Annotated in this window: 17 protein-coding genes; 7 read left to right on the top strand and 10 right to left on the bottom strand. The window is 68.4% G+C overall.

Going from position 1 to position 26,008, the window contains the following annotated elements; genetic code table 11:
* Positions 1 to 99: 99 nt before the first annotated feature.
* From WMF44_RS24965 to WMF44_RS24940, 6 genes are all read right to left on the bottom strand, one after another.
* The gene (locus WMF44_RS24965; RefSeq protein WP_437292533.1) at positions 100 to 237 is read right to left on the bottom strand and encodes a hypothetical protein; all 138 of its coding nucleotides are present in this window, start codon (positions 235 to 237) and stop codon (positions 100 to 102) included.
* Positions 238 to 253: 16 nt separating this feature from the next.
* A complete protein-coding gene (locus WMF44_RS24960; RefSeq protein WP_437292532.1) occupies positions 254 to 1,735 on the bottom strand; it encodes a PAS domain-containing protein in 1,482 nt (493 codons plus the stop codon).
* A 305-nt stretch (positions 1,736 to 2,040) separates the two neighbouring features.
* A complete protein-coding gene (locus tag WMF44_RS24955) occupies positions 2,041 to 3,489 on the bottom strand; it encodes a DUF1552 domain-containing protein (RefSeq protein WP_437292531.1) in 1,449 nt (482 codons plus the stop codon).
* Positions 3,486 to 5,162, bottom strand: a complete 1,677-nt coding sequence (locus WMF44_RS24950; protein ID WP_437292530.1) for a DUF1592 domain-containing protein — start codon at positions 5,160 to 5,162, stop codon at positions 3,486 to 3,488. The genes WMF44_RS24955 and WMF44_RS24950 overlap by 4 nt, the downstream gene beginning before the upstream one ends.
* Positions 5,163 to 5,333: 171 nt before the next feature.
* Positions 5,334 to 6,518 carry an alpha/beta hydrolase family esterase gene (locus WMF44_RS24945; protein WP_437292529.1) on the bottom strand — a complete coding sequence of 395 codons (1,185 nt, stop codon included), beginning with the start codon at positions 6,516 to 6,518 and terminating at the stop codon, positions 5,334 to 5,336.
* 126 nt (positions 6,519 to 6,644) lie between these two features.
* Positions 6,645 to 7,430, bottom strand: a complete 786-nt coding sequence (locus WMF44_RS24940) for an alpha/beta hydrolase family esterase (RefSeq protein ID WP_437292528.1) — start codon at positions 7,428 to 7,430, stop codon at positions 6,645 to 6,647.
* 1,051 nt (positions 7,431 to 8,481) lie between these two features.
* Here WMF44_RS24940 and WMF44_RS24935 point away from each other — a divergent pair.
* The 5 genes from WMF44_RS24935 (at position 8,482) to WMF44_RS24915 (ending at position 15,971) form a co-directional block, all read left to right on the top strand.
* Positions 8,482 to 9,624 (top strand): hypothetical protein, encoded by a 1,143-nt coding sequence (locus tag WMF44_RS24935; RefSeq protein WP_437292527.1) that lies wholly within the window; start codon positions 8,482 to 8,484, stop codon positions 9,622 to 9,624.
* A 373-nt stretch (positions 9,625 to 9,997) separates the two neighbouring features.
* A complete protein-coding gene (locus WMF44_RS24930; protein ID WP_437292526.1) occupies positions 9,998 to 11,692 on the top strand; it encodes a DUF1592 domain-containing protein in 1,695 nt (564 codons plus the stop codon).
* Positions 11,689 to 13,065 carry a DUF1552 domain-containing protein gene (locus tag WMF44_RS24925; protein WP_437292525.1) on the top strand — a complete coding sequence of 459 codons (1,377 nt, stop codon included), beginning with the start codon at positions 11,689 to 11,691 and terminating at the stop codon, positions 13,063 to 13,065. The genes WMF44_RS24930 and WMF44_RS24925 overlap by 4 nt, the downstream gene beginning before the upstream one ends.
* A gap of 100 nt (positions 13,066 to 13,165) precedes the next feature.
* Positions 13,166 to 14,380, top strand: coding sequence for an endo-1,4-beta-xylanase (locus WMF44_RS24920; RefSeq protein ID WP_437292524.1), 1,215 nt, complete (start codon positions 13,166 to 13,168; stop codon positions 14,378 to 14,380).
* Between the two features lie 412 nt (positions 14,381 to 14,792).
* Positions 14,793 to 15,971 carry a family 16 glycosylhydrolase gene (locus WMF44_RS24915; protein WP_437292523.1) on the top strand — a complete coding sequence of 393 codons (1,179 nt, stop codon included), beginning with the start codon at positions 14,793 to 14,795 and terminating at the stop codon, positions 15,969 to 15,971.
* Between the two features lie 89 nt (positions 15,972 to 16,060).
* Here the strand turns inward: WMF44_RS24915 and WMF44_RS24910 are convergent, their stop codons facing one another.
* Positions 16,061 to 17,101: a Gfo/Idh/MocA family protein gene (locus tag WMF44_RS24910; RefSeq protein ID WP_437292522.1), complete on the bottom strand. Its 1,041-nt coding sequence runs from the start codon at positions 17,099 to 17,101 to the stop codon at positions 16,061 to 16,063.
* Between the two features lie 1,255 nt (positions 17,102 to 18,356).
* On the opposite strand from WMF44_RS24910, the gene WMF44_RS24905 reads away from it, so the two are divergent.
* Both WMF44_RS24905 and WMF44_RS24900 read left to right on the top strand, forming a co-directional pair.
* The gene (locus tag WMF44_RS24905; protein ID WP_437292521.1) at positions 18,357 to 20,057 is read left to right on the top strand and encodes a DUF1592 domain-containing protein; all 1,701 of its coding nucleotides are present in this window, start codon (positions 18,357 to 18,359) and stop codon (positions 20,055 to 20,057) included.
* Between the two features lie 14 nt (positions 20,058 to 20,071).
* Entirely contained in the window at positions 20,072 to 21,448 is a 1,377-nt protein-coding gene (locus tag WMF44_RS24900; RefSeq protein WP_437292520.1) for a DUF1552 domain-containing protein, read from the top strand.
* Positions 21,449 to 21,601: 153 nt separating this feature from the next.
* Here the strand turns inward: WMF44_RS24900 and WMF44_RS24895 are convergent, their stop codons facing one another.
* From WMF44_RS24895 to WMF44_RS24885, 3 genes are all read right to left on the bottom strand, one after another.
* Complete coding sequence (locus tag WMF44_RS24895) at positions 21,602 to 22,135, bottom strand: hypothetical protein (RefSeq protein WP_437292519.1); 534 nt, start codon at positions 22,133 to 22,135, stop codon at positions 21,602 to 21,604.
* Positions 22,136 to 22,579: 444 nt separating this feature from the next.
* Positions 22,580 to 24,193 (bottom strand): non-reducing end alpha-L-arabinofuranosidase family hydrolase, encoded by a 1,614-nt coding sequence (locus WMF44_RS24890; protein WP_437292518.1) that lies wholly within the window; start codon positions 24,191 to 24,193, stop codon positions 22,580 to 22,582.
* A 174-nt stretch (positions 24,194 to 24,367) separates the two neighbouring features.
* On the bottom strand, positions 24,368 to 25,864 hold the full coding sequence (locus WMF44_RS24885; RefSeq protein ID WP_437292517.1) for an endo-1,4-beta-xylanase: 1,497 nt from the start codon (positions 25,862 to 25,864) through the stop codon (positions 24,368 to 24,370).
* Positions 25,865 to 26,008: the final 144 nt, after the last annotated feature.

Raw genomic sequence — 26,008 nt, 5'->3', positions numbered from 1 at the left:
CCCGAGCCCAGGGACGAAGGGCCGGCGCGCACGACGGCCTGTTCAGGGCAACGCGAAAGGAAACCCCGAGGCGCACTGTGAGCGTTCACACTGCTGGTGTCAAAGGAAATGGACCGGCGCGCGGCCTTCGAGCACGGCGGTCACGCCCGGCGTGCGCGCGAGCGTCGCGGCGAGCTCGTCGCCGGATCGCGCGCGGGAGGCGCCGGGCAGGGGAGGGGCCTCCGGCCCCTTTGCCATGCGGCCAGGGCGCGCTTCACCGGGCGACGCGCGGGCGCTCCGTGGGCCGGAGCGCGTACGCGATGCCGCTCTGCAAGGTGCCCATCGTGACGATGCCGGTGAGGTCCGCGCCGAGCTCGATCAGGGCGCGCGCCACCTCGGGGCGGATGCCCGTGAGCACCACGCGCGCGCCGAGCATCTGGGCGGCGCGCGCGGTCCGCGTCAGCGCATCGGCGATGAGCGTGTCGACGGCGCGAACGCCGGTGATGTCCAGGATCGCGGTGTGGGCGCGCTGGCTGCCGATCCCGGTGAGCAGCGTCTCCATGATCTGCCCCGCGCGCGCGCCGTCCACCGTCCCGACGAGCGGCATGGCCAGGACGCCGTCGGCGAGCGGGATGAGCGGCGTCGACAGCTCCCGGAGCGCGTCCTGCTGCGCGGCGATGATCTGCTCCTGCAGCGCGGCCCGCTCCGCCTCCGCGCGCCTCAGGTCGGTGTCCTCTCGCACGACGCCGCCGACGCCGACCAGCTCGCCGCGCTCGTTGCGAACCGGGAACTTGGCCGTGAAGAAATAGAATTTCTCGCTGCCGTAGTCCAGGACCTCCTGGTACCGCATGGCCTGGCCGCTCTCGAACACCTCCCGTTCCTTCGCCACGATCCGGTCGGCGACGCCGGGCGGCGTGGCGCCGAACTCATGCTCGTCCTTGCCGAGGAACTCGATGGCGTGCCGCCCGAGGGCCCGCGCATAATGGCGGTTGAGGAACACGTAGCGACCCTCCGCGTCCTTGATGAACATGACGTTCGGCGAGTTGTCCACGAGCTGCACGAGCATCTGATAGCGTTCGTGCAGCAGGCGCTCCCTCTGCCGCGGATCGTCGCCTTCATCCACGATGGCCGCGATCTCCCGGACGTCGCCTCGCTCGTCGCGCAGCACGGCGTAGGTCCACCGGCAGGTGATCTCGTTTCCCTCTCTCGTCCTGCTCGCGCTCGTGGTCGTCGCGAAGAGGCTCTCGCCAGGATCGTGGTTGAACGCCTCCACCTCCTCTGGCGACACCGGATCCGCGGCCACGAGCTCTTCGATCCGGCGGCCCATGGCCTCGCCCTCGCTCCAGCCGAAGAGGTACCCCGCGGCGTCGTTCCAGCGCGTCACGGTGCCGTCCTGGCGCCAGTGGATCAGCGCCGGCACCTGCGTGGCGCCCAGAGCGAACGGAGCGTCGAGGTACGCCGCCGCCGCGCTGACCAACCCTCTCTCGCGCCCGAGCTCGTCGCGCCGACTGGCCAGCTCATTCTCCAGCTGCTCGATGCGCGCGCGCAGCGCCCAGCACTCTGCCTTGTAGTCGATCTCGCCATCGATCTCGCCATCGATGCGCGCGGGCACCCCGCCCGGCGCGGGGCGCCCGTCGAGCTTGTAGGGCCCCCCCGCCGCGCTCCCTGCTTCCGAGTCGAGGTCCCCTCCGGACACCCCGCCCGCGTCCGCGCCCCCGAACGGCCCGCATACCCGCTCGCCCCCGTCGCGACCCATGCTCGCTCCTCCGCGCGCTGATCGACGAGCGCGCCGCCCGTAGTCTACTGGTTCCGCAAGTCGATCTCGCCGGAAAGTGAAGGCCCGCCGCGAGGCGCACCTGCCGCCCCCCGCGGCGGCGATGGCCCAGCGACGAGCGCCTGCACCCCCGCGACGGGCCTGTCGTCGAGCCGCCGGAGCGCGTCAATACGGGTGCAGCCGATCCGGCTTGAGCTCAAGTGTGTGAACGAACACATTCTCCAGGGCCACCGCTCCGGCCTGGCCCGGGACTGGGGTCGTCATGAGCCCCGGTGGCGTGATGCCGCTCAGGCGAGCATGCCGTCGATGGGCCCGGAGCCCTTGCCCTCGCCGAAGTTCTCCGTCCACTCGGTCTTGTCCCGAACGGCGGCGGCGATGAGGCCGTTGAAGAGCCGGTTGTTCGTGACGCCTCCGGCGTCGATGTAAGCACCCTGCTTCAGGTAGCCACCGCCGTCCCCGGCGATGATCGTCGGAACGTTCTGGAAGCTGTGCGACGGGCCGTCCGACACGTGGTTCGTCCACATGAGGATGGACTTGTCGAACAGGCCGCGCGCCTTGAACTGATCGAGGCCGTGGAGCAGCGTCTGCATGCGGACCACGTCGATCTCGGCGTGCGCTTGCTCGGCCGTCGGGTTGCTGCCCGAAGAGGCGTCCGACTGCACACGATGGCTGATGTGGTGGAAGGGCCACCCGAGCTTCTCGTTCGACGGCACCGCATACTTCGTCTGATCCGTGCCGTCGCCGTGCTGCAGCGTCGCCACGCGGTTGAAGTTGCAGGCGAACGCCAGCGCCACGAGCTCGAGGTGGAGCTTCGCGACGTCTTCTATCATGCCGTTCGTCTTGAACGCGAAGCCGCTCTTGAGCGCGTCGAGCTCCGACGTCGAGAGGCCCGCCTGGCTGCAGGTCCCGGCGGCCATCTCGCCCATCGTGACCTCGGCGTCGCGGATGGCGTCGAAATGCTGCTGGAGGCGGTGCTTGTCCGCGGAGCTCAGCGCCGACATGCGCATCAGGCTGTTCAGCTCCTCGCGCACGAAGTCGTTCGCGCTCTTGCGGCTGCGGATGAGCTCCTCGGCGACCTGCGCGCCGCTGCCGCCGCTGCTGCTGCCACCGCCGCTGCTCGTCAGGCCGACGAGCTTGGAATAGAGCGTGTACGGGTTGTCGTCCGCGGAGCGCACCTGTCCGGAGCCGCCGCCCTTGAACGAGATGCGCTCGGCGATGTACCCGTTCCTGAGGTTGCCGGCGTAGAGCGTGAGCGGATCGGCTCCGCCCTCGTTCACCAGCTTGGCGACGACCACGTCAGCGGACACGCCGGTAGAGGCGACGGTCCTGCCGCCGCCCTGCGCCGGGCGCGCGGTGAGCGACTGACTCAGACCCTGCGCGTGGCCGCAGTTGGTGGGCCCATTCATCGGGAAGTTGATACCGCGGATGAACAGCAGGTTCGAGGCGTGAGGCGCGAGCACGTGCGTCGCCTTGTCCGTCATGGCGGCGAGCCCTTCGGTCGTGAGCTGGCCCGTCTTGTCCGGGAAGAACTTCTTGCCCACCACGCCGCACGCCGCCACGATGTAGAGGCTGAACACGGGCGGGCTGTCCGCGGCCCAGGCGGAGCGCGCCGGCAGACCCTCGAGGAACGGAAGGGCGATGGCGACGCCGCCCGCGCGCAGGAACGCGCGCCGGTTCATGCCGCGCCGGTGCGCCGTGCTCGGAGGAGCGAGGTTCATTGCGATCTTGGGGTTCACAGCGTACCTCCCATGCGAGTCCGGAATGCTTCCTTCTTCACGAGCTCGAGCATAATCGCCTTCACCGAGCCGCTGGCGCCGCGGCTCACCTCGGCGAGCGTCTCGACGAGCGGCAGGTCCGACGGGACGACGTCGCGCTGGAGCGCGAAGCTCGCGAGCTTCTTCGCGTAGCAGAGGTGAGCCTGCTCGCCCTCCGCCATGTGGTGCATCAGCTCGCCGGCGTCGGCGAACGACTTGTCCCCTTCGGAGAACGTGTAGACACCGCTGCTGTCGATCGGCAAGCCTCCGTTCTCCTCGTCCCGATATATCCCCATGCCGTCGAAGTGCTCGAAGGCGAAGCCGACGGGGTTGATGAGCTGGTTGTGGCACGCGCCGCCGCAGGCGGAGGTGAGCCGCGTGATGCGCTGGCGGTTCGTCTGCCCGGGCTCGAGCGGCGGGACCGGCGGAATGTTGGGGGCCGGCGCGCCGAGCGGCGTGCACAGCACGTCGAGGTTGATGCTGACGCCGCGGTGGATCGAGTCCGACTCCTCGTTCAGAGCGTTCAGCGTCAGGTAAGGGAGCTGCGAGAAGAAGCCGACGCGATCGGGGCCGAGGTCTCGCTCCGCGACGCGGCTCCCGCTCGGCGAAAGGCCGTAGAGGCTCGCCATCCCCGGCCCCACGAAGCCCTTGGTGGACGTGAGGATCTCCTTGACGCCGAGACCCTCGGTGAAGATCTTGTCGAAGAACAGGTACGCGCTCTCCTCGTACTCCGCGTTCAACGATTCGTCGTAGCTCGGCACGCCGAGCTTGCTGATCGTGGAGTAGCGATCGAAGTGGAGCAGCTCGCGATGGAAGTACCGCATGCCCTCCACCGCGGAGGGCTCCTCCAGCATGGTCTCGGCGACCGCGGCGATCGCCTCCGGCGTCGTGAGCGTGGGCGCCTTGTCGAGCAGCTCGTCGCTCGGCGCGGCGTCGCGCAGCCAGAGCGACAGCTTCGCCGCGATCTCGTAACCATCGAGCGGCTTGCGATCCTGGCCGAGCTCCGTGCGGTAGAGGAAGTGCGGCGACTGGAGCATCGTCCGGAGCACGAGCTCGGCGCCCTTGGCGAACGCGCTCTTCGAGCCCGACATCGCCGTTCCGGTCTCGAAGAGATCCGTGTACCTGGCGATCTCGTCGTCCGTCAGCGGACGGCGATACGCACGGCGCCCCACGGTCTCGATGAAGCCGGCGGCGTCCGTACCCGGGTAAACATCGGCGAGCGCCTCCGCCGAAGCCGTCACCTCCTCGGCGAGCGCCTCCGCCGCCGATTGGTACTCGCCCCACAAGCGCTGGTTCACGCTCAGCAGGTGCTCGTTGTTCGTGAAGTCCGTCGTGCCGGAGACGGGCTTCTCGAACCCGTCGGACAGCGACGGAGGCGCGGCGAGGTTCAGGACCACCTGGACGCTGCGCGCCCACTGCGAGTTCGTGAGCCGCACGAACCGGTGGTACTGCGGCCCACCCGGCATGTCGATGCCGCGCGCCACCCCGCCGGTGACTGGGCCGTTCACGTCCGGCGGCGCCGGGTCGCCGCTGTCCTCCGGATCGCCCAGGGCGCCCGTGCATCCCGCGAGCAGCAGCGCGGTGACGCAGAGCCCCGCGCCCAGCGCCCGCCTGCCGCGTGGCAAGCCGGTCATGAAAAAAGACGGTGGGGTCATGATTGCCTCCTGACCAAGCTCGGGTGACGAATCAGCTATTCAGCCCAGTTGCAATGCAGCCATCATCCAGTAACGGTCTTGTCCATCCGAAAGTCGACGATCCATGCATCGAAGAGATCACGTTCAGTCCACCGCCTGCGAGAGGCCGCGTTCCCTCACGGCCTGCGCGGCTCACTTGAGCGACTGGAAGAAGCGCCAGGCTCGCCCGCCCGCGCCGGACGGTACGTTGTGGCCGCCGGGGTGCGTGCAGTACACGACCGGCTGGCCCTCCTTGCAGCCCTGGTACTCGACGCACGAGTCGCCGAAGCTCGACCGCATCGTGGTCGCCTGGCAGCCGTTCCGGCCGCGCCAGAAGTCTCGGGTCGCCTGTCCCAGCTGGGGGGTCACGGTCCCGTCGGTGTCGCCTTGCGTTTGAATCAGCGCGTGCGCGGCGCTGGCGTCGCTGCACGTGGGCTGGGATCCGTTGGGGCCCCACCCGGCGACCGGGGCGAGGCCGCGGAACACGGAGGCGCGCTGGCAGCCGAGCGTGTTCGTCATGAAACCACCTTGGCTGAACCCGACCGCGAAGACGCGCTTCGTGTCCACGCAGTAGTTCGTCTTGGCGTGCTCCAGCATGGCATCGAAGAACGCCAGGTCGGCCGTCATGCGCGCCTGATTGGCGTTGGGCGGCGGACCGCCCCAGTTGGAGTCTGCAGTGCCCCACTGCGATTCGGTGCTCGGCGGCGTGGATTGCCCGTTCGCCGGCAAGCCCTGCGGGTAGATGAGCAGCGCCTGGTTGTTGGTCTCCTGGATGAGCTGGAATCCGCTGTTGTCGTGAGCGGCCCACACGTTGTTCATGTTCAGGCCGTGGATACCGAAGACCAGCGGCAGCGGCTTGCTCGGGTCGTAGTTCTCCGGCACGTGCATCAGGTAGTAGCGCGTCACCCCGCCGACCATCAGCGTCTGCTGCGTGCGAGGGTTGGGGCGCGTCACGGCCTTGCCGCAGCCCACCGAGCCGCCGTCGCCAGGGTTCATCGAGCCGCCGGCGCCCGTCGAGCCGCCGTCGCCGGCGCCTGTCGAGCCGCCGTCGCCAGCGCCCGTCGAGCCGCCATCGCCGGCGCCCGTCGAACCGCCGGTGCCGGTGCCGGACGAGTCGCCGCCCGTGCCGGAAGAGCTGCTCGTGCTCGCGGCCGTGCCCGCGCCGCTGCTGGACGTTCCGCCCGACGTCGCTCCCGAGGTGGGGCCGCTGCTCGTGGATGCGCCAGAGGAGCCGCCAGCGCCGGGGTCGACGGGATCCGCCTCCGAGCCGCATGCGGCCAGCGCCGCCGCCACGCCCACGGTGAAGAGAACGTTCAGTCCAAACACAGATCGACTCATAAGGACACCACCTCGATAGCTTCTGCTCGCCGGGGGCTCGGGCGATCGCGGGTCGTTCGCCACGCCCCCCCTCGGCTGGTTGATACGGGCGTCATGCACCGGGCGCCGCCGGGCCAATCATGATCCTCAATAGGTCGAGAACAGGCTCCAGAGGAACTTGGGCGCGAACGCGGGCCAACCATGATTGGTGTTCTGGTAGTTCGGGTCCCCGTGCTGGCACCAGTAGACCGGATAGCCCTCGTCGCAGCCCTGAGCCAGGACGCAGTTCGAGAGATCGTCCGTGTACCCGTCGACCGGCGTCGTGCCCGCCTCGCAGTGGTTCAGCGCGGTATAGAAGTCGCGCGTCTTCGGGCCGTTGTCCGTCCCGACCACGGAGTCGCGCTTTCCGTGGATCACGACCGCCGTGACCTGCCCGGTACACTTCCGGGTGCCGGCGTTGAGCGGGTACTGCTGCACGTTCTTGGTGGCGCACGGGCCCACCGCGCGCAGCTTGTCCGCGTGCTCGCAGCCGAGGATGCTCGAGAAGTCGCCGCCCGAGCTCTCGCCCGCCGCGAACACGCGGGCCTTGTCGATGCAGAGGTTGCCCGTGATCTGATCGTAGAACGGCTGAAAGAAGGAGACGTCGTTCGCCCCCCAGCCCGAGCTGGAGTTGGCCGGGTGAGGGTAGACCCGGATCCAGGCTTCCTTGGGGCCGGTCGCCTCGAAGCCCGCGTTCTGCTCTGCCCAGCTGATCGGGTTGCCCGTCGGGTTGAACATGATCATCACCGGATACGGCTTGCTGGCGTCGTAGTTGGTCGGCAGCTTCACGTAGTACTGGTGACCCGATACGGTGAGCGGGCTCTGCGCGCTGCCCGTCTGCGGATTGGCCTTGCCGCAACCCGTGCTCGGCTGCGGGGGGACCTTGCCTTCCATCGATCCGCCCTCACCGCCCGCCCCTGGCGAACCGCCGCTTCCGCTCGTTCCTCCTTCACCGCCCGCTCCACCCGCGGACGTGCTGCCGTCGCCGGTCGTGGCGCCGCCGCTGGTCGTGGCGCTGCTGCTGGTCGTGGTGCTGCCGCTGCTGCCCGAGACGGCGGCCCCGCCCGTCCCGGCGTGAGGGTCGTCGCCTGACGAGCTCGCGCCGTCATCGGCGCCACCCCCGCAAGCCGAGAGAGCGCAAGAGCCGGCCAGCGCCGCGAACAATGTGGCTCGAACGAGTGTAGATCGGTTCGTCATTCGAATACCCAGGCGCAATTTTTCCCCCACCGGCGGCGTTCCACGAGGCGCGCCCGCAGCGTGAGGTCGTTTCCAGTTGATTGAAGGACCCGAGTCCGACGGCTGAGCCGGGATTCAGCGAGGTGGTGCGACTTTGATGTAAACAAGCCGTCTCGCTGGATTTCCGCTCGCCGCGCTCACGACAAGGCATTCATTGTGATCGTTCACATGATCGATGTCAACTCTTGTCGACGAAACCGCGGAGTTCCTCGATCCCGAGGGAGGACAGGGCTGACGCGGCTCCTCCGACGAAGCGGCGCGTCAATCGGGGCACCGGGTCGCGGGACGCCATCTCCGCGATTGGGGCCATCGGACGGTGTGGGACCTCACCTGGTCGCGCAACTGGCTCGAAGCCGACCAGAGCACTCGGGATCGAGGAGAGCCGCGCGCTGGTCAATTTTGTTTGACGCCCTGAATGTGATCGTTCACGGTGCGCCCTCGGGGGTCCTGCTGCTGACATCGTATTTGCGCAGGCACACGAGCCGCGATGGCGAATCGATGGTCCAGCGGAGCGGATCGAGGCATCGCGCCGGGGGCCGCCGGACGCTGCGGGCGCCAGCAGCTCGCTCGTGATGTGAACCTGGTTGGTGTCAGTGCATTTTTCTGCGATTCGTGAATGAGCCATCGAGTCGCGCGCCAAGGGGCCTCGGAGAACCACGAGCGCTCGGCAGCGCGCCCAGAACGGGCTGATCTCGTCCCTGGAGTGAGCATGACGACGCGTCGATTCCTTTCGTCACTGGCCTCTATCGGCTGCGCGCTGTCGCTTGCAGCCTGCGGGAGCGAGGATGCCGGCGGCGGCGCCGCCGCCTCCAGCGGCCAAGGTGGGGGCGGCGCCAGCGCGCCTGGCGCCGCCTCTAGCGGCCCCGGCGGGGGCTCTCCTGGAGGCGCCTCGGCCAGCGCGGGCGGCCCAGCGGGCGCCGGCACGGGCGGCGAATCGTCCAGCGGCGGGACGGCGGCGGCCGGCGGCGAGGGCGGCGCCGCAGGGGAGGGCGGGGCGGGCGGGGCGGGCGGTTCAGACGAATTCGAGCCGGTGACCATCTGGTTCGGGACCACGCTCGATCCGCGCACCCAGGTGCTCGAGGCGCGGGCGCTCGCCGAGTCCGTCGCCGATCCCGGATCTCCGCAGTGGCGCGCCAAAGGCGACCAGCGCAGGACGTATCGCTTTCCAGAAGCGGGCGCGGACGTTCCTTACCGCGTCTGCGTCCCGAAGGGCTGGGACGGCACGTCGAAGCTGCCCCTCGTGATGTTCTTGCACGGCGCTTCGAACGACGAGAGCTCGTACCTGGATCAGAACAACAGGCAGATGGTGAATCTCGCCGACCAGCATGGCGTGCTCCTTGTCTCGCCGCTCGGCCATCAGGGCGCCTACGGCAACTTCCTGCGGCTGCCGGCCGTGTTCGGGCAACCCGAGGAGGCGGAGAAGCTCCTGGCCATGCGTACGCCCGAGCGAGAACGCGCGCAGGAGCTCAGCGAGAAGGACGTCATCAACGTCCTGGAGCTGGTGCTGAACGAGTACCCCATCGATCGCGGCGCGATGTTCCTCACCGGACACTCGATGGGGAGCGGCGGCACCTGGTACATCGGCGGTAAATACGCCGACTACTGGGCGGCTCTGGCGCCCATGTCCGGCCCCTTCGTCCAGGAGTCGGGCTATCCGTGGGACCGGCTGCTCGACGTGCCCATCTTCGTGACGGAAGGGACCGTCGGCACACCTTCCCTGACCGGCAGCCGGGCGCTGCGCGACTGGATGATGGCTGGCGGCTACACGATCACATACAAGGAAGTCGACGCGGACCATGCAGGCATGGTTCCGCTCGTGCTGCCCGACGTCTTCGACTTCTTCGACCGCTGACGACCTCCGCGCTCGTCGCGCGCCTTCACGTCGCTCGATGTACGCAACGGCGCTCTCAGCATGCGTGTCGCCGGCGGAAAGTTCCAGTCCTCACGGTCCCACGGCCAAGCCAGCGTCCTCGCTCGGGCCGGAGGAACCATGCGGGCGGGTCGATTGGGTTTGACATCGATCTTGTGATCGTTCACATTGCCTCGGAGCGGTATCCTTTTGTTTCGTCTTGGGTGGGCCGTCACGCGGACCGAGACCTTCGTCCTTGGATGGATGTCGGCACCGGCACCGCTCGCTCGGCGGTGCGCGCCGCGGGCGGCGGATCGGCGCTGAAGTGGCCGCCCGGTCGCCAGCGCTTTACCAGGAGAGAGAGGAGAGAGAGACGATGACCCCACCGTCTATTTCGATGATCCTCCTGCCACGCTGGAGGCGCGCGCTGGGCGCGCCGCTCTGCGCTGCGGCGGTCCTGCTCGCGGGGTGCACGGGCTCTCTGGGCGCCCACGAGGAGGGCGACGGCCCCTTGCCGGGCGGCGCGGCGGCGCCGCAGGTCGCCGAGCGCAGCATGTTTCCGCGGCTGAGCCACGCGCAGTGGGAGAACACGGTGCGCGATCTCCTGCGCCTCGACGACACGCCCGGCCTCTCGGCGTCCTTCACGAGCGATCCGCTCGGCGGGGTGTTCGACAACAACGAAGCTGCGCTCCTCGTGACGCCGGGCCTCTGGAGCGACTACCAGCGCGCCGCGGAGGAGCTCGCGGCGCTGGTGACCACCGACGAGGACAAGCTCGGTCGGATCGTGCCCGCCGACCTCCCGGTCGAGCCGGAGGCGCGGGCGCAGGCGTTCATCGAGCGGTTCGGCGAGCGGGCTTTCCGGCGCCCGCTCACGGCCGAGGAGCGGGACACGTATGTCGCGCTGTTCCGTCGCGGCGAGCAGCTCTTCGAGGGCGAGGAGCCGTTCGCGGCGGGCGTGCGCGCGGCGCTCGAGGCGTTTTTGCAGTCACCCCATTTCGTCTACCGGGTCGAGCGCGGCGCCGGGCCGGCGAAGGGCGGGCTCATCCCGCTGAGCGGCCACGAGATCGCGGCCAAGCTCTCGTACCTCTTCTGGAACTCGATGCCGTCCGACGCGCTCCTCGAGGCGGCGAAGGCGGGCGAGCTCTCGACCCGCGAGGCCGTCCGCGCGTACGCCGAGGGGATGCTCGACGACCTGCGCGCCCGCGAGGTCGTCCGCGCGTTCCATCGGCAGCTCTACGATTACGAGCAGTACCACGACCTCAACAAGGACAAGGCGCTCTACCCCGAGTTCGTCCCCGAGATGGGCGGCGACATGCAGCGCGAGGCGGAGCGCTTCGTGGATCATGTCGTCTTCGAGAGGGAGGGTGGCCTCACCGAGCTGCTCACCTCGCGCGCGGCGTTCGTGAACGACCGCCTCGCGGCGGTCTACGGCGTCGAGGGCGACTTCTCGGACGAGCTCGAGCAGGTGGAGCTCGACGAGGCCGAGCGCTCGGGGCTGCTCACGCGCCTCGGCTTCCTCGCGGCCAAGGCGACGGCGCGGCAGCCGGACTCGATCCACCGCGGCGTCTTCGTGAACCTCAGGATCCTCTGCGCCTCGCTGCCGCCGCCGCCCGACGACGCGACCTCGCTGCCGCCGGGCGAGCAGGCGACCAACCGCGAGCGCGTCGAGGCGCACACGGGCAAGGGGACGTGCGGCGCGTCGTGCCATGGGGCGCTCATCAACCCGGTGGGGTTCGCCTTCGAGCATTACGACGCGATCGGCAAATACCGCACGACCGACAACGGGATGCCGGTCAACTCCGCTGACACCTACACGCTCGGCGGCCAGCCGCGGAAGTACGCGGATGCCATCGAGTTCAGCCAGCTGCTCGCCGAGAGCCGCGAGGCGCACGCGTGCTACGCGGAGCGCTGGCTCGAGTTCGCCCACGGCCGCGACGCGGGCGTGAAGGACAAGACGTTCGTCGAGCAGCTCGGCGAGGCGTCGCGCGGCGGCTCCTCGACCAAGGAGCTCCTCCTCGAGATCGTCTCCTCCACGCCGTTCCTCGCTCGAGTTCCCGCGGAGGCGCCATGATCACCCGACGACGTGTGCTTCGAGGCCTGTTCGGCGTCACGGTCGCGCTCCCGTTCCTGGAGACCTTCGCGCCGCGGCGCGCCTCGGCCGGCACGGGGGACGTGCCGCCCTTCGCGATCTTCATGCGCCAGGCGAACGGCGTCGCGCAGGCGGCCGGCGACGAGCCCGAGATGTTCTGGCCCAGCGAGACAGGCGCGCTGACCGCCGCGTCGATGGAGCGGGACGGCGACCGCGCGGTCAGCGAGCTCAAGGACCACGCGAGCAAGCTCATCCTGCTGCGCGGCGTGGATTTCGCGTTCAAGGCCAACGGGTGCGGCCACTCCGGCGGCGGCAACCAGTGCCTCACGGCCGCGCGCGTGTCGGACCAGCCGGCGGGCAACGAGTCGCTCGCGATGGGCGAGTCGATCGACAACCGCATCGCGACCGAGCTCAACCCGGCGGGCGTCGAGCCGCTGACGCTCTACGCGGGCAGGATGTCCGGCTACATCAACGAGGTGCTCTCGTACCGCGGGCCGAAGCAGCTGCGCGCCGCCGAGCGCAACCCGGCCAACGCGTACAAGAAGCTCTTCGGGCTCGCCGACGTGGACACCGAGGTCCAGCAGTCGCTCGTCGAGCGCCGCACCAGCGTCAACGACCTGGTGCGCGGGGAGATGAAGGCGCTCATGAGCCGGAAGGACATCAGCAAGAGCGATCGCGAGCGGCTACAGCTCCACTTCGACAGCATCCGCGATCTCGAGGTCGCGCTCGCGTGCAAGCTCCCGGAGGAGCAGGTCGCCGAGATGGAGGCGATCTCGCCGAACGTCGGCAAATCCGAGAACGTGGAGGCCGTCACGCGGATGCAGATGGATATCATCGCGCTCGCGATGGCGTGCGGCGTCACGCGCGTGGCGACGCTCCAGGTGGGCGACGGCAACGACGGGACCGAGTACACGATCAACGGCGTCCGGCAGAAGAGCTACCACAAGATCTCCCACCGCATCGACAGCGACGGCACCTCGGGCCCGCCGATCGAGGGCGCTCAGGAGCTGCACCACCAGATCGACAGGATCCACGCGCGGCTCTTCAAGCACCTGCTCGACAGGCTCTCGTCGTACGAGCTCGGCTCGGGGACGCTCCTCGATCACGGCGTGGCGGTGTGGCTCAATGACAACGCGGACAAGTTCCACGGGTTCCGGAAGGTCCCTTACATCCTCGCCGGCGGTGCCGCGGGCTACCTGAAGACCGGCCAGTTCGTCGACGTGAAGATCACCAACAACAAGCTGCTCAACACGATCGGCGCGGCGGTCGGATGCACCAACAGCCAGGGAGGGCCGCTCGACGACTTCGGCGACGAGAGCCTCGAAGGCGGGCTCGTCGATCCGATCATCGCCTGAAGAGGCAAAGAGTCCAGACGTTTCGGAGGCCGAGCCGCGCCTGTCGGCTCGCCGCTCAAAGCATCGCGATCTTCAATCGCTCAACTTGCGGAAATCCAACATGAATAAGAACCGTTCTTCTCGATGGCTGCGCGGTACGACGTGGATCGCGCTCGGGGTCGCGGCTCTCGCTGCATGCGGCGATGGGGGCGACGGCGGTGGCGCGGGCGGCGAGGGAGGAGCTGGCAGCACGACCAGCGCCGGCACGACCAGCAACGGCACGACCAGCAACGGCACGACCGGCAACGGCACGACCGGCAACGGCACGACCGGCAGCAGCACGACCAGCAACGGCACGACAAGCGCCGGCACCGGCGGATCAAACGAAGGCGGCGGCGGTGCGGGCGCCTCGAGCAGCACGTCGAGCAGCACGTCGAGCAGCACGTCCGCCGGAGCCGGCGGCTCCGAGCCCACGGGGAAGTTCGTCGGCAACATCACGACGCGGGGCGCCGTGCGCGACGGCTTCGCGAATTACTGGAACCAGATCACGCCCGAGAACGAGGGCAAGTGGGGCGAGGTCGAGAAGAGCCGCGGGAACAAGGACTGGAGCAAGCTCGACAGGATCTACAAGTACGCGCAGGACAACAACATCATCTTCAAGCACCACGTCTTCGTGTGGGGCTCCCAGCAGCCCAGCTGGGTCGGGAACCTCCCCGGCAACGAGCAGCAGGCGGCCGTGCGGGACTGGATGAAGTCGTTCTGCGAGCGCTACCCCAAGACGAAGTACATCGACGTGGTCAACGAGCCGCCGCCCCACACCACGCCCTCGTACAAGAACGGCATCGGCGGCGACGGCGCCAGCGGCTGGGACTGGATCGTCAACTCCTTCAAGTGGGCCCGCGAGTTCTGCCCGAACGCGGTCCTGATCCTCAACGACTACAACAACATCGAGTACCAGAACGACCACAACAACTTCATGAAGATCGCGCGGGCGGTGATCGCAGCGGGCGCCCCGGTCGACGCCATCGGCGCGCAGGCCCACGACGCGTACAAGATCAACACCAACACGGTCAAGGGCTTCGTCGACCAGCTCGCCTCGCTGGGCAAGCCTGTTTACATCACCGAGTACGACATCGGCGAGGCGAACGACAACAGGCAGAAGCAGATCATGGAGGAGCAGTTCACGATGTACTGGAACCACCCCTCGGTCCAGGGCATCACCTTGTGGGGCTACATCGTCGGCACCACCTGGCGGGACAACACCGGCATCCAGTATGATGACAACAGGATGCGGCCGGCCATGCAGTGGCTGATGGACTTCCTGGATAGCCAGTGATCGATATCGCGCTGAAGAACAACGGCCGGGCGGCGCACACCCCCTCGCCGAAGGACAACGGCCAGCCGTCGACCTAGCGCGCCGATCACGTTAAAACCCGGAGAGTTTTCACAGGGAGGCGGGGAGGCGGGGAGGAAGAAGAAAATGAATTTCTCCCTCTCGCCGTCTCTCGCCCCCCGCCTCCCCGCCTCCCCGCCTCCCTGTGAAATTCCTGTTCTTTCTCGTGGTTTCAACCCGCCTGTCGCTCCGGGATCCTCGCGAGGTATTGGATTTCTTCGCGCAGCTCTGAGCTGAGGGTCGAGCGGCGCTCGGCGCGCTTCGCCGGAGAGCCGCCGGGCCGGGGAGCTCGAGGAGCCGGGCGGAGCGGATCCGCCGCGAATTGACGGTTGGTGCAATCATTGGAGGTTTGATCATGTTCACGAGAGTCCGCGCAGGTCTGATGCTCGCCGCTGCCTCGCTGGCGCTCGCGGTCAGCTCGACCGCGGCAGCGAAGCCGTACAAGGGCGCAGAGATTTACTCGGCCCAGAGCTATCTTCACGGTCGCATGGAGATGCGCATGCGCATGGTGCGCGGGAGCGGCATCCTGTCGACCTTCTTCACCTACAAGAACGGCTCCGAGATGTCCGGCGCGTTCTGGGAGGAGATCGACATCGAGGTCTTCGGGAAGAACGACGCCCGGAGCTGGCAGTCCAACATCATCACCGGGATGGGCACGAGGGTGACGTCGGAGGGGGTGCACGACGCGGGCGTCTCCCTCGCGGACGGCTATCACACCTACGCGCTGGAGTGGACGCCGGAGTACGTGGCCTGGAGCATCGACGGGCGAGAGATCAAGCGGTCGACTGGGGCGCAGGTGACCGCCCTGCAGAATGCCCAGTCCTTCCGCTTCAACACGTGGTCCTCGGATGCCACCGAATGGGTCGGACCGTTCGACGATTCCGTGCTCCCGGCGCACCAGTTCGTCAACTGGATCAAGTACTATCGCTACAACAACGGAAACTTCGAGCTCGCGTGGCAGGACGACTTCAACACCCTGGACAGCGCGCGATGGAGCAAAGCGGACTGGACGTTCGACGGGAACCGCGTGGACTTCGACCCGCAGAACGTGACGGTGAAGGACGGCACGCTGGTGCTGTCGCTGACCCGGGAGGGCCAGACCGGGTTCAACGGGAATGTGCCCCGCGATGAGGACACCGGGTCGGGCGCGGGCGGGGCGACGACCGCGGCCTCCTCCTCCTCCGCCACCGGCGCGGGCGGGGCGGAGACGGCGGCCAGCTCCTCTGGCAGCGGCGAGGGCGGGGCGGCGACGGCGGCCAGCTCGTCTGGCAGCGGCGAGGGCGGGGCGGCGACGGTGGCCAGCTCCTCCGGCAACGGCGTGGGCGCGGCGGGGACGGCGGCCAGCTCGTCCGGCAGCGGCAGCGCATCGGGCGAGGGCGGTGGGGTCGACGGAACCCCGCCGGACGGGGAGTCCTCCGACGAAGGTTGCGGGTGCGTCGCCGCCGGAGCCAGCTCCACGTCGAGCTCGTGGGCCGCGGCGCTCGCCGTGGGGCTCTCCGCCCTGGCGATGCGGCGGCGCCGCCCCCGCGGCTGATCTCCTCAGGATGCTCGAAGGCGCCGCGGGGCGGGGGCGTGCGCCCTCGCCGCCGCGGCCGTGACGCGGGCGGTCGCCCCGGGGCGTCGCTAGACCTTCTCCCAGCGCCTGCTCTCGGCGGAACGGAACAGCGCGTCGATGACCCGCATGTTGCCGACCGCGACGTCGATCGAATTCTCGACCGGGCTGCCCGTGCGGATGGCGCGCGAGAACGCCTCGCTCTGCAGCTGGTACTGGTCGGCGACGGGGAACGAGGTGACCTTGGCCGAGCTGCAGTCCAGCGTCGAGCCGTCATCGAGGAAGATCTTGCACGGCCGGTCGGCAGGCGCGTTGAACGGGATCTCGATCTCGATGCGGCCCTTCGTGCCGAGCGCGTTCACGCGCTGGTAGGCCACCGCCTGCGTGCTGCACGTGAACGTCAGGTGCGCGCCGCCGTAATCGAGCAGGCCCGAGGTCAAGCGATCGGTGCCGAACTCGGGATCGCGCTCGACGAGCACCATCGCCCGCACGGGCTCGCGCCCGAACAGCAAGCGCGACGTGTTCACCGCGTAACAGCCGATGTCGTAGAGCGCGCCGCCCCCGACCTGTTCCCTGTTGCGGATGTTGGTCGCGTCCCGGTTGAAATACGAGAACGCCGCCTGGACGCTGACCAGCTCGCCGATCCGGCCGCTTCGCACCCAGTCCCTGGCCTGCTGCCACTGCGGGTGATAGCGGACCATGAACGCCTCGGCGATCCGGTTGCCCGTCTCGTGCTGGACGTCGACGAGCGCCGCGGCGTCCTTGGCGCTGAGCGCGATCGGCTTCTCGCACAGGACGTGCTTGCCGGCGCGGGCCGCGCGCGCCGACCACTTCACGTGCAGGTGGTTGGGCAGCGGGATGTAGACGGCCTCGATCTCCGGATCGTCGAGCAGCTCGTCGTAGCTCCCGTACGCCTTCGGGATCCCGAGCGACTCCGCGGCGGCGCGCGCCTTGTCGATGTCGCGCGATGCCAGCGCGGCGACCTGGGTCAGGGGCCCTCGGCTCATGCTGGGCAGGCTGACCTTCAACGCGAAGTTGCTCGCCCCGAGGACGCCCCAGCGCACGGGGGTGATGGATTCGCTCGACTTCGGATCTTGCGCGGATGTGGACATGGACACCTTGCAGCGCGCGACGCTGGCGGCCGACGGCGCGTCTGAGAACGCTCGACGTGAATCGACCCGACGGGTCAGGCCAGGGGATGGAGGGAGAGCGCCCGCCCTGCGCGAGGAGCGGAGAGGGCGAGCGCAGGGCGCGGCGCCTCAGGAGGCGTCATCACGGTGCTTCGCCTCGTACTCCACCGTGCACAGAGCCGTCTTGATCCAGCCCCTGTATCGGACAGGCTCTCTGTCCTTTGTCGCCGCAGCTGAAATCCTTCCGTTCGGCGACGGATGCGGGGACGTCCCCCGTCCCGCCCGCGGCCCATGCTGCGCCCGCAAAGCCGCCCGCAAACCCGAAGGCAAAGCCAGTGCCGACGCTCATCATCACGGCCCCCATCAGCTTCACGCTCATCCACATCCGATGTCTCCTGATCAGGGAAGGGGCAAGCTCAGCCGCGCGATCGCAGCTCAGAGACGGATTGTGATCGTTCACATGATCGAGGTCAATCAAAATGGACCGGTGTGCAGCCATCCTCGGCCGCGGTCAATGCGTGGCGGCGGCCGGCGATGCGTGGCGGCGGCCGGCCGCGGCGCCCGCGTGAGCTGTCATACGAGCTTGGCTCGGTCGAGATCGTGGGTTCCGGGGAGCCCGGAGGGGGCTCTTGCGCTGCACCGGCTCGGCCTCGACCGGGATGCGCGCGGCTCTGGAGGACCCCGCCGGCGTCGTCCTCCCTCGGGATCGAGGGGGCCCGCGCGCCGGTCGATTGGCGTTGACTCCAGCCATGTGATCGTTCACATTGCGCTCAGGGGCTCCTTTTGCTTCGCCCTCGGTGGGGCGTCCTGCGCCGAGACCTTCGTCCTCTTGATCGGTCCCGGCGCCGATTCCGTTCGATCGGCCGTCGCTGAAGCGGTTGCCGATCATGGTGCTTGGTGTGTCGCCAGAGGTGATCACCAGAGGCCACGACATGCCTTGCTGATTCGATGGCTGTCGTGAACCCCTGGGTGCTGTTCACTGGAAATTTCTTGGGAGTCCGGCGAAGCGGCCGGATGGCAACTTCGGGGGCGGCGTGACCTGTGTTGCGGCGGGCTATGCTCAACCCCTCCTCGGGCGCAGCAGTGTCATCACACGGGCCCCGTCCTGTATCTGGTGCTCCGGGATCCATCACGCGGGGCGAGATGGGCTCCGTGATGCGAGCGCCTGCTCTGAGGCATGGTCGCGAGATGTGGGGCCCCGCGCGTCGTCACCCCCCTTGCATTATCGGAGAGCAAGATGAAGAAGCCGTCATGGCACGAGCTCCGTTTCTCGAGAGAAGTCGCCGCCGTTTGCGCGCTCGCGTTCGCTGCCGCGTGCACGGGCGCGCTGGGTGACCCGACGGAGGAGGGCCCTGGGGCGTCCTCTTCCTCCACCGGGGGAGATGAGCCGCCGACGACGGGCTCGAACCCGCCGCAGTTCCAGCCCGCGGCCGGGATGCTGCGCCGCTTGACGAGGACGCAGTTCCGCAACGCCGTGCGCGACATGCTGGGCGTCGAGGTCGATATCCATCAGCTCGACGCCGACAGCTGGAACGGGAACTTCGCGGTCATCGGCGCCGCGACCGTCGTGACCTCGGAGCGAGGCGTCGAGCAGTACCACGCGGCCATCGAGGGCGCCGTCGACGCGGTGTTCGCGGATCCCGCGAGGCGAGACCAGTTCATCGGCTGCGCGCCCAGCGGCGCGGAGGACGACGCTTGCGTGCGTGGTTTCATCGAGGCGCAGGGGCGCCGCGCGTGGCGCCGCCCGCTCGAGGCGACCGAGGTCAACCGGCTCGCGGCCGTCGCCGCGAAGGCCGCGGCCGAGCTCGAGAGCGCCGTCGAGGGGGCCCGCTGGGCGACGGTGGCGCTCTTCACGTCTCCGAACTTCCTGTATCGCCCGGAGCTCGGCGCTCCGAGCGCCGACGGATCGCTTCGCTTGACGGGCTACGAGATGGCGTCCCGGCTCGCGTTCCTCGTGTGGAACAGCCTGCCAGACCAGGAGCTGCTCGACCAGGCCGCGAGCGGGGCGCTCGGAACGGCGGAGGGGATCCGCGCGGCGGCGACGCGGCTGCTCGAGGCGCCCGCGGGGCGCGAGGCGGTCGGCGCCTTCGCCGAGGAGTACATGCGGCTCGATCGGATCAGCACGCAGGCAAAAGACACGGCGCTCTTTCCGGAGTACAGCCCCGCGCTGCGAGCGGCGATGGTCCGCGACATGCGAGGCACCTGGGAGGTCCTCGCGTTCGACGAGGGAGCGAGCGCGCTCGAGCTGTTCTCGACAACGAAGGTCGTCGTCAACACCGACCTCGCCCAGCTCTACGGTCTCGACACGGCCGGCCTCGGCTCGGACGCCTTCGAGGTCCGCTCGTTGCCCGCGGACGGCCCGCGCATCGGGATCCTCAGCAAAGCGGGCTTCCTCTCGCAGTTCGCGAACCAGAAGGAGGGCTCTCCCACCTTGCGCGGCAAGTTCATGCGCGACGCCCTCATGTGCACGCCCATCCCGCCGCCCCCTGGCGACGTCGCCCTCGAGCTCCCGGAGCCGCCCGCGGACAAGCCCCTGACGAAGCGTCAGCGGCTCGAGATCCACCGGACCGAGCCCGCCTGCGCCGGCTGCCATTCGTTCATGGACCCGCTGGGCCTGCCGCTCGAGACCTTCGACGCGATCGGCCGCTTCCGCACGACCGACCACGGCCTGCCGATCGACCCGAGCGGCGAGTTCGACGGCGTGCCGGTCGCGGACGCGCGCGCGCTCGGCGTGACCCTCAGCTCGAACGCCTCGGTCGCTGAGTGCCTCGTCCGCAAGTACTACACGTATGCAGCAGGTCACGAGGAGAGAAAGGTGGACAGGCGCGTGCTGGACGCGCTGACCGCCTCGTTCGAAGGGTCGGGGTACAGGCTGCGCGAGCTGGTCCTCGACGTCGTGACGAACGCCGCTTTCTCGTCCGTCGCCCCCCAACCCTGATTGCAGGTACCCCCATGACGAACAAAGTTTTGAACCGACGAACTGTTCTCCGGGGCATGCTGGCGACGGGCGCCGCCGTCACCATCCCGCTCCCCTTGCTGGAGATCATGCTGAACGAGAGCGGCACGGCGCACGCTCAGACGAAGACGCCTGTGTCGCCGCTCTACGTCACGTGGTTCTTCGGGAACGGCACGCTGCCCGGTCGCTGGAAGCCGACGCGCACGGGCTCCGGTCAGGCCTGGGCGCTCAGCCCCGAGCTGGAGCCCCTCGCGGACCTCAAGTCGTATCTCACGGTGATCAGCGGCCTCGAGAACAAGCTCGTGGTCTCCGGCGTCGAGCACCCCACGGGGTCGGCGGGGGCCACGACCGGCGCGCCGCTCAGCGGGAACGCCGTGCGGGCCGCGTCCATCGATCAGGTCGTCGCGAACGCCATCTCGGAGGGGGCGCCGTACCGCTCCCTCGAGGTGGGATTGACGCCGGCGACGCCGGGCGGCCCTCAGGACTCGCTGCACACGGTCTCGCACAGGGGGCCGAACGCGCGCAACAACCCGGAGTTCGATCCGAAGGCCGTGTTCAATCGATTGTTCATGAACGGCTTGCCCGAGCCCACCGACGACGGCGCGGAGCGGGCCGCGAAGCTCGCGAACGTCCGGAAGAGCGTGCTCGACTCCGTCCTGCAGGACGGCGCGAGCCTGAAGCAGCGGCTCGGGGCGGCCGACAGGCATCGTATCGAGGAGCACCTCGAGTCGATCCGGGCCATCGAGCAGCGCCTCGAGACCATGCCGTCCGGCGGCGGCGCGACGGCGGCGTGCAAGAGCCCGACGGCCCCCACCGCCGGCAAGGACTCACAGAGCGAGGCGCCCCCTGCGGTGAACGCCGCCATGGTCGAGCTCTCGGCGCTCGCGCTCGCCTGCGAGAGGACCCGCGTGCTCTCGTTCATGTTCTCGCTGCCCGCCGCGCACGTCTACTACCGGCACCTCGCGCAGGACATGAACGACGACTTCCACGACACCATCTGCCACGGAGATGCCGGGGATCAATCGAGCCAGCCTCGCGTCGACAAGGGCGTGATGTACACGATGCGCTGCCTGAACGAGTTCTTGACGAAGCTCAAGAACACGCCTCACGGCAGCTCGAACCTGCTCGACAGCTCGCTCGTGTACGTCACGTCCGACACCGCGTGGGGCAAGGTGCACACGAGGACGGAATGGCCGGTGCTCTTCGCCGGGAAGGCCGGAGGGAGGCTGCGCGGCGATGAGCACCGCAACTTCCCCGGCGACAACCTGAGCAAGGCGCTCCTGACGATCGCCCAGGTCATGGGCTTGAACGTGACGGAGATCGGCGTCGACGCGGGGCGGGTCACGTCGCCGCTCGCTGGCATCCAGGTCTGACCGCGGCGCCGCCGCGTCTGGAAGAGGCGCTCGGCAGGCGCTCGCCGCCTGCCGGCGCCGCCCCATCGTCCCCGGATCGAGGACAACCCACCTCGCGGTGTCAGCGTGACGGAGGGCTCGTTCGACGTGCCGTTCGTCAGAGGCGAGTGAGGCTCACCGGCACGGGAAGGCGTTGAAGCGGCCGCAAACGGACAGGTCGGTGCGGCCAGCGCCCACGGATAGATCCCACGCGATCGCCGAAGGCGCCCCGACGTAGGGCTCGATCGTGAGCGTGCCGGTGACGAGATCGGGCTGCAAGCCCCTGGCGGCCATCGCCACGCCGTGCGGCGTCTCGACGCCGAGCGTGAACGTTCCCGGTTGCCCGTCCCACCTCACGATCCCGAACACGAGCACATCGTCCAAGACGTCCGGGGCGGGCAGACAGCCGGAGCCCCTCGGCGAGATCTCCACGAGGAGCGTCGAGCCGGCGGGCTCGCAATCGATGTGGCTGTAGACCCGATCGGGCGGCACCGTCCAACCGGGTGACGAGGACGAGCTGCTTGTGTCGCTGCCCCCGGCGCCTGGTGCTGACGTTCCGCCGTCGCCGCCGCCGCCGTCGCCCGCACCATGGCCGTCCTCAGGAACGATGACGGTGCTGTCACAGGCGCTCGTGAAGAGGAGCGCACCCAGGAGGACCACCCGCACCATGCGGGCCATGTCAACACGCGCGAAGGATCCCAGCGAGGGTCGCCCCGCAGGCTGTGGCTGTGGAGTGAAGGCGACGATTTCAATGCTTCTTCCAGAGGTGGTGGATCGCATAAGAAAATGCTCTGTCATCCGGAAAGCAAGCTCCCAGGGAAAGGAATGCGGGAAAGAGGGGTACCGCAAGGGCGCAAGGCGCGCAAGGGGCCAGAGACGAGAACCTCTCTTACCCGCCGCTCGCGCCCTTGCGGTTCGTCCTCTCTTCTGTTGATTTTCTCGGAATTCGACGTGAGCTGTTTTCAGCTGCGCCTGGTACCAGCGTCGCAGAGCGGCGGTCACCCGCACAGGAGACGGGTCCAGATCGGCGTTTTCGGCGCGGAAGCGCACTCCTGTGCGCTGAGCACCGAAAACGTCGAGATGGGCCCGTATCCGAAGCGGGTGCCCGCCGCTCTAGCGAGCCGGCTTCAACAGTCCGAGGCGGTACGGGAGCTGCGAGTATTCGCCGCCCGAGCTCGGGTTGCGTCCTTGGTACAGGAACTGCAGATTGCAGGTGTCGATCGTCGCGGTTTCGTCGTTGCCATCACGCACCAGCTCGCCATGGCTGACGTCGTCGCTCCAGTCCGCCACGCCCGGCGCGTAGGTGACGTTGTTTTGACCTGCGAAGGGGGCGTTCCAGCTATGCGCGAGCGGGGTCCACGCGCCGTCGAGGCGATCCGCGGTGAACGAGCGATAGAACCTGGCGCCCGTCGGGCCGATGGCCTCGATCAGGGTCAAATACTTGTTCATGCCCTTGATCTTGTACGTGGAGCTCCCCTCGAACAGGTTGTTGCGGTTCGAGTCCTGAAGGGCGATCGAGACCGGGCCGAACCCGTTCGGGAAGTTCTGCAGTGTGGTCTGGCTGCGGTACATCCGACCGTCGTCGCCGGTGAAGAAGAGGTAACAGTTGGCGCTGTCGCAGATCACCCAGTAATCGATCGGCAGGCTGGGCATGCCGGCGGGCGTGGACGCGAAGAAGTTCTGGGGCCTGGTCCACGTGTCCGGGCGGCTCGGGTCGCTGGTCGTGGAGAACTGCGGCGGCTGCGATTGATAGATGAGGTACCACTTGTTCTGAGGCCTGAAGAAGAACATCTGCGGCGCGCACCGGTAGCCGCTGAAGCCAGGCGTACGATCCATGTAGTAATGCGACGCGGACGCGGCCTGGGACCAGTCGGCGAAGTTCAGGTACGTCATCTGCCAGTTCCCGGCGGTGTTCGCCGTGGTGGCGTAGATGTGCCATCGATCGTTGAAGAAGGAGACCGTCGGATCCTTGATGGACACGATGTTGTGAGTCGCGTCGGACTTCGGGCTTACCAGCATGCCGCTCGACTGCCAGCGGAAGGTGGTGGGCAAGCCGCAACCTTCGCCGCCCCCGCTGCCCCCGCTGCCCCCGCTGCCCCCGCTGCCGCCGGTGCCCCCGCTGCCGCCGGTGCCGCCGGTGCCTCCCGTGCCGCCGGTGCCGGCGCCCGAGCTCACGGGCGTGATCCGGAATTGCTGGTTGGTCCCGCCGTTCGATGCCCATTGAATCACGGCGGTGCCGTCCGCGGTGCCGCGGCCGTAGACGTCCAGGGACTTGCCGCTGTTGCGTGCGGTGAGGCGGACGACGCCGCTGGCGACGTCCGTGAAGGACCACTGCTGGTTCTCCCCGCTCCAGCAGGAGTATTGCTGGATGCGGGCGCCGTCGCTGGTGGAGGCGCCCGCGACGTCCATGCAACGGTTGCTGTTGACGTTGCGGATGCGATAGTAGCCGCCGCCCGCGGATTCCATGCGGAACTGTTGCCGCGTCGAGCCGTTGCAGCTGGCGATCTGCATGGCCGCTGCGTCAGCGGTGCTGCCACCAGCCACCTCGACGCACTTTCCGCTCTGGACGCCGACGATCGTGTAGGTCGCCGCGGTGTCGATGGTGACGCTCTCGGCCAGCTCGTCGAGCTCGGGGCCGTCTTCATCGAGCTGCTCGGCGGAGACGCACGCGGCCGTGGCGGCGAGCGTCGTGAGCAGCGACCATCGTCTGAATCGGATTTTCATCATGATCCCCTCTGTTCAAAGGCATACGAAGCGGGAAGCAAGACACATGGGAAAGCGCCCGGGATCGGCCGCGCGGGCGCTGGCCTTGCGGGTCGACTCCGTCGACCTGCGACCGTGCCTGCGCGGCGATCTCCGGGCGCGTGGATCTCCGTGAAGGGCGCGTCGGCGCGCCCGGCGTCAGCGCCCCAGGTAGCTCATCAGCCAGGACATGGCGGGCCGCATCTGGCCGCTGCTGCTCATGAGCCCTGAGTTCGCCACCCACGTCTGGCCGCTGATGTACCCCCACAGCGTGATGCCTTTCACGCTCGGATGCTCGTAGAACATGGGGAACTGGCTCTGCATCACGTTGAGCTGCTGCGTGTCGTTCGCCAGGTTGATGTCGTACTCGGTGATATAGACCGGCAGGCCGGTGCCGGCGAGTCGGTCGAGGAAGCCCTTGACGGTGCTGGTGTTGAGCTTGTACGCGTCGTGAGCCTGAGCCCCGATGCCATCGATGGGAGCCCCTGCCGCCCGGATCCGATTGACGATGTTGAGCGTGTTCTGGTTGTCACTGCTGTACTCGATGTTGTTGTAGTCGTTGAGCAGCAGCTTGGCGTTCGGGCAGTACTGCCGCGCCCACTTGAACGCTTGCACGATCCAGTCGTACCCGCTCGACCCCGCGCCGCCGAGGGCGTTCATGTACGACGGGGTGGTGTGCGGGGGCGGCTCGTTCACGACGTCGATGATGGCGACGTCCGGGTAGCGCTGGCAGAACGCCTGGATCCACTCTTCTACCTCTGCGCGCTGCTCGCTCTGCGACAGATTGGCGATCCAGCCCGGCTGCTGGGCACCCCAGATCAGGGTGTGGCCCTTGTAGGGAATGCCCTTCTGGCGAGCGTAATCCCGGACTCGGTCCATGCCGGCCCAGTTCATGACGTCCCGCGTGGGTTCGACGGAGCCCCACTTGCCCTCGTTCTCCGGGCTGAGCTGGTTCCAGTACCGGGACAGATCCGCTCGCACCTGCCCGCCGGTTGTGATGTTGCCGACGAACTTGCCGCCGGTGCCGCCGCCACCACCACCACCGCCGCCGCCGCCGCCGGTGCCGCCGCTGCCCCCGGTGCCGCCGGTGCCCCCGGTGCCCGAGCTCACGGGCGTGATCCGGAATTGCTGGTTGGTCCCGCCGTTCGATGCCCATTGAATCACGGCGGTGCCGTCCGCGGTGCCGCGGCCGTAGACGTCCAGGGACTTGCCGCTGTTGCGTGCGGTGAGGCGGACGACGCCGCTGGCGACGTCCGTGAAGGACCACTGCTGGTTCTCCCCGCTCCAGCAGGAGTATTGCTGGATGCGGGCGCCGTCGCTGGTGGAGGCGCCCGCGACGTCCATGCAACGGTTGCTGTTGACGTTGCGGATGCGATAGTAGCCGCCGCCCGCGGATTCCATGCGGAACTGTTGCCGCGTCGAGCCGTTGCAGCTGGCGATCTGCATGGCCGCTGCGTCAGCGGTGCTGCCACCAGCCACCTCGACGCACTTTCCGCTCTGGACGCCGGTGATCGTGTAGGTCGCCGCGGTGTCGATGGTGACGCTCTCGGCCAGCTCTTCGAACTCGTAGCCGTCTTCATCGAGCTGCTCGGCGGAGATGCACGCGCTGAGCGCGATCGTCGTCAGCAAGGTCCATCGTTCAAATCGCATTCTCATAAGGTTCTCCTGTACTTAAGCGGGAATGTCGCGGTGGCGTGAAAGCGGCCCCTTCGACGCGTAGATGAGCTGTTGAGCTGGCGTCGCTCTCCCGTGGGGCCGGATCACATGGAAAGATGTTCTGTCAACATAGGGCAGCTCCCG

Source organism: Sorangium sp. So ce426, from assembly GCF_051475585.1.
GTDB lineage: Bacteria > Myxococcota_A > Polyangia > Polyangiales > Polyangiaceae > Sorangium > Sorangium cellulosum_B.
This window is presented reverse-complemented; position numbering and strand designations above follow the sequence as displayed.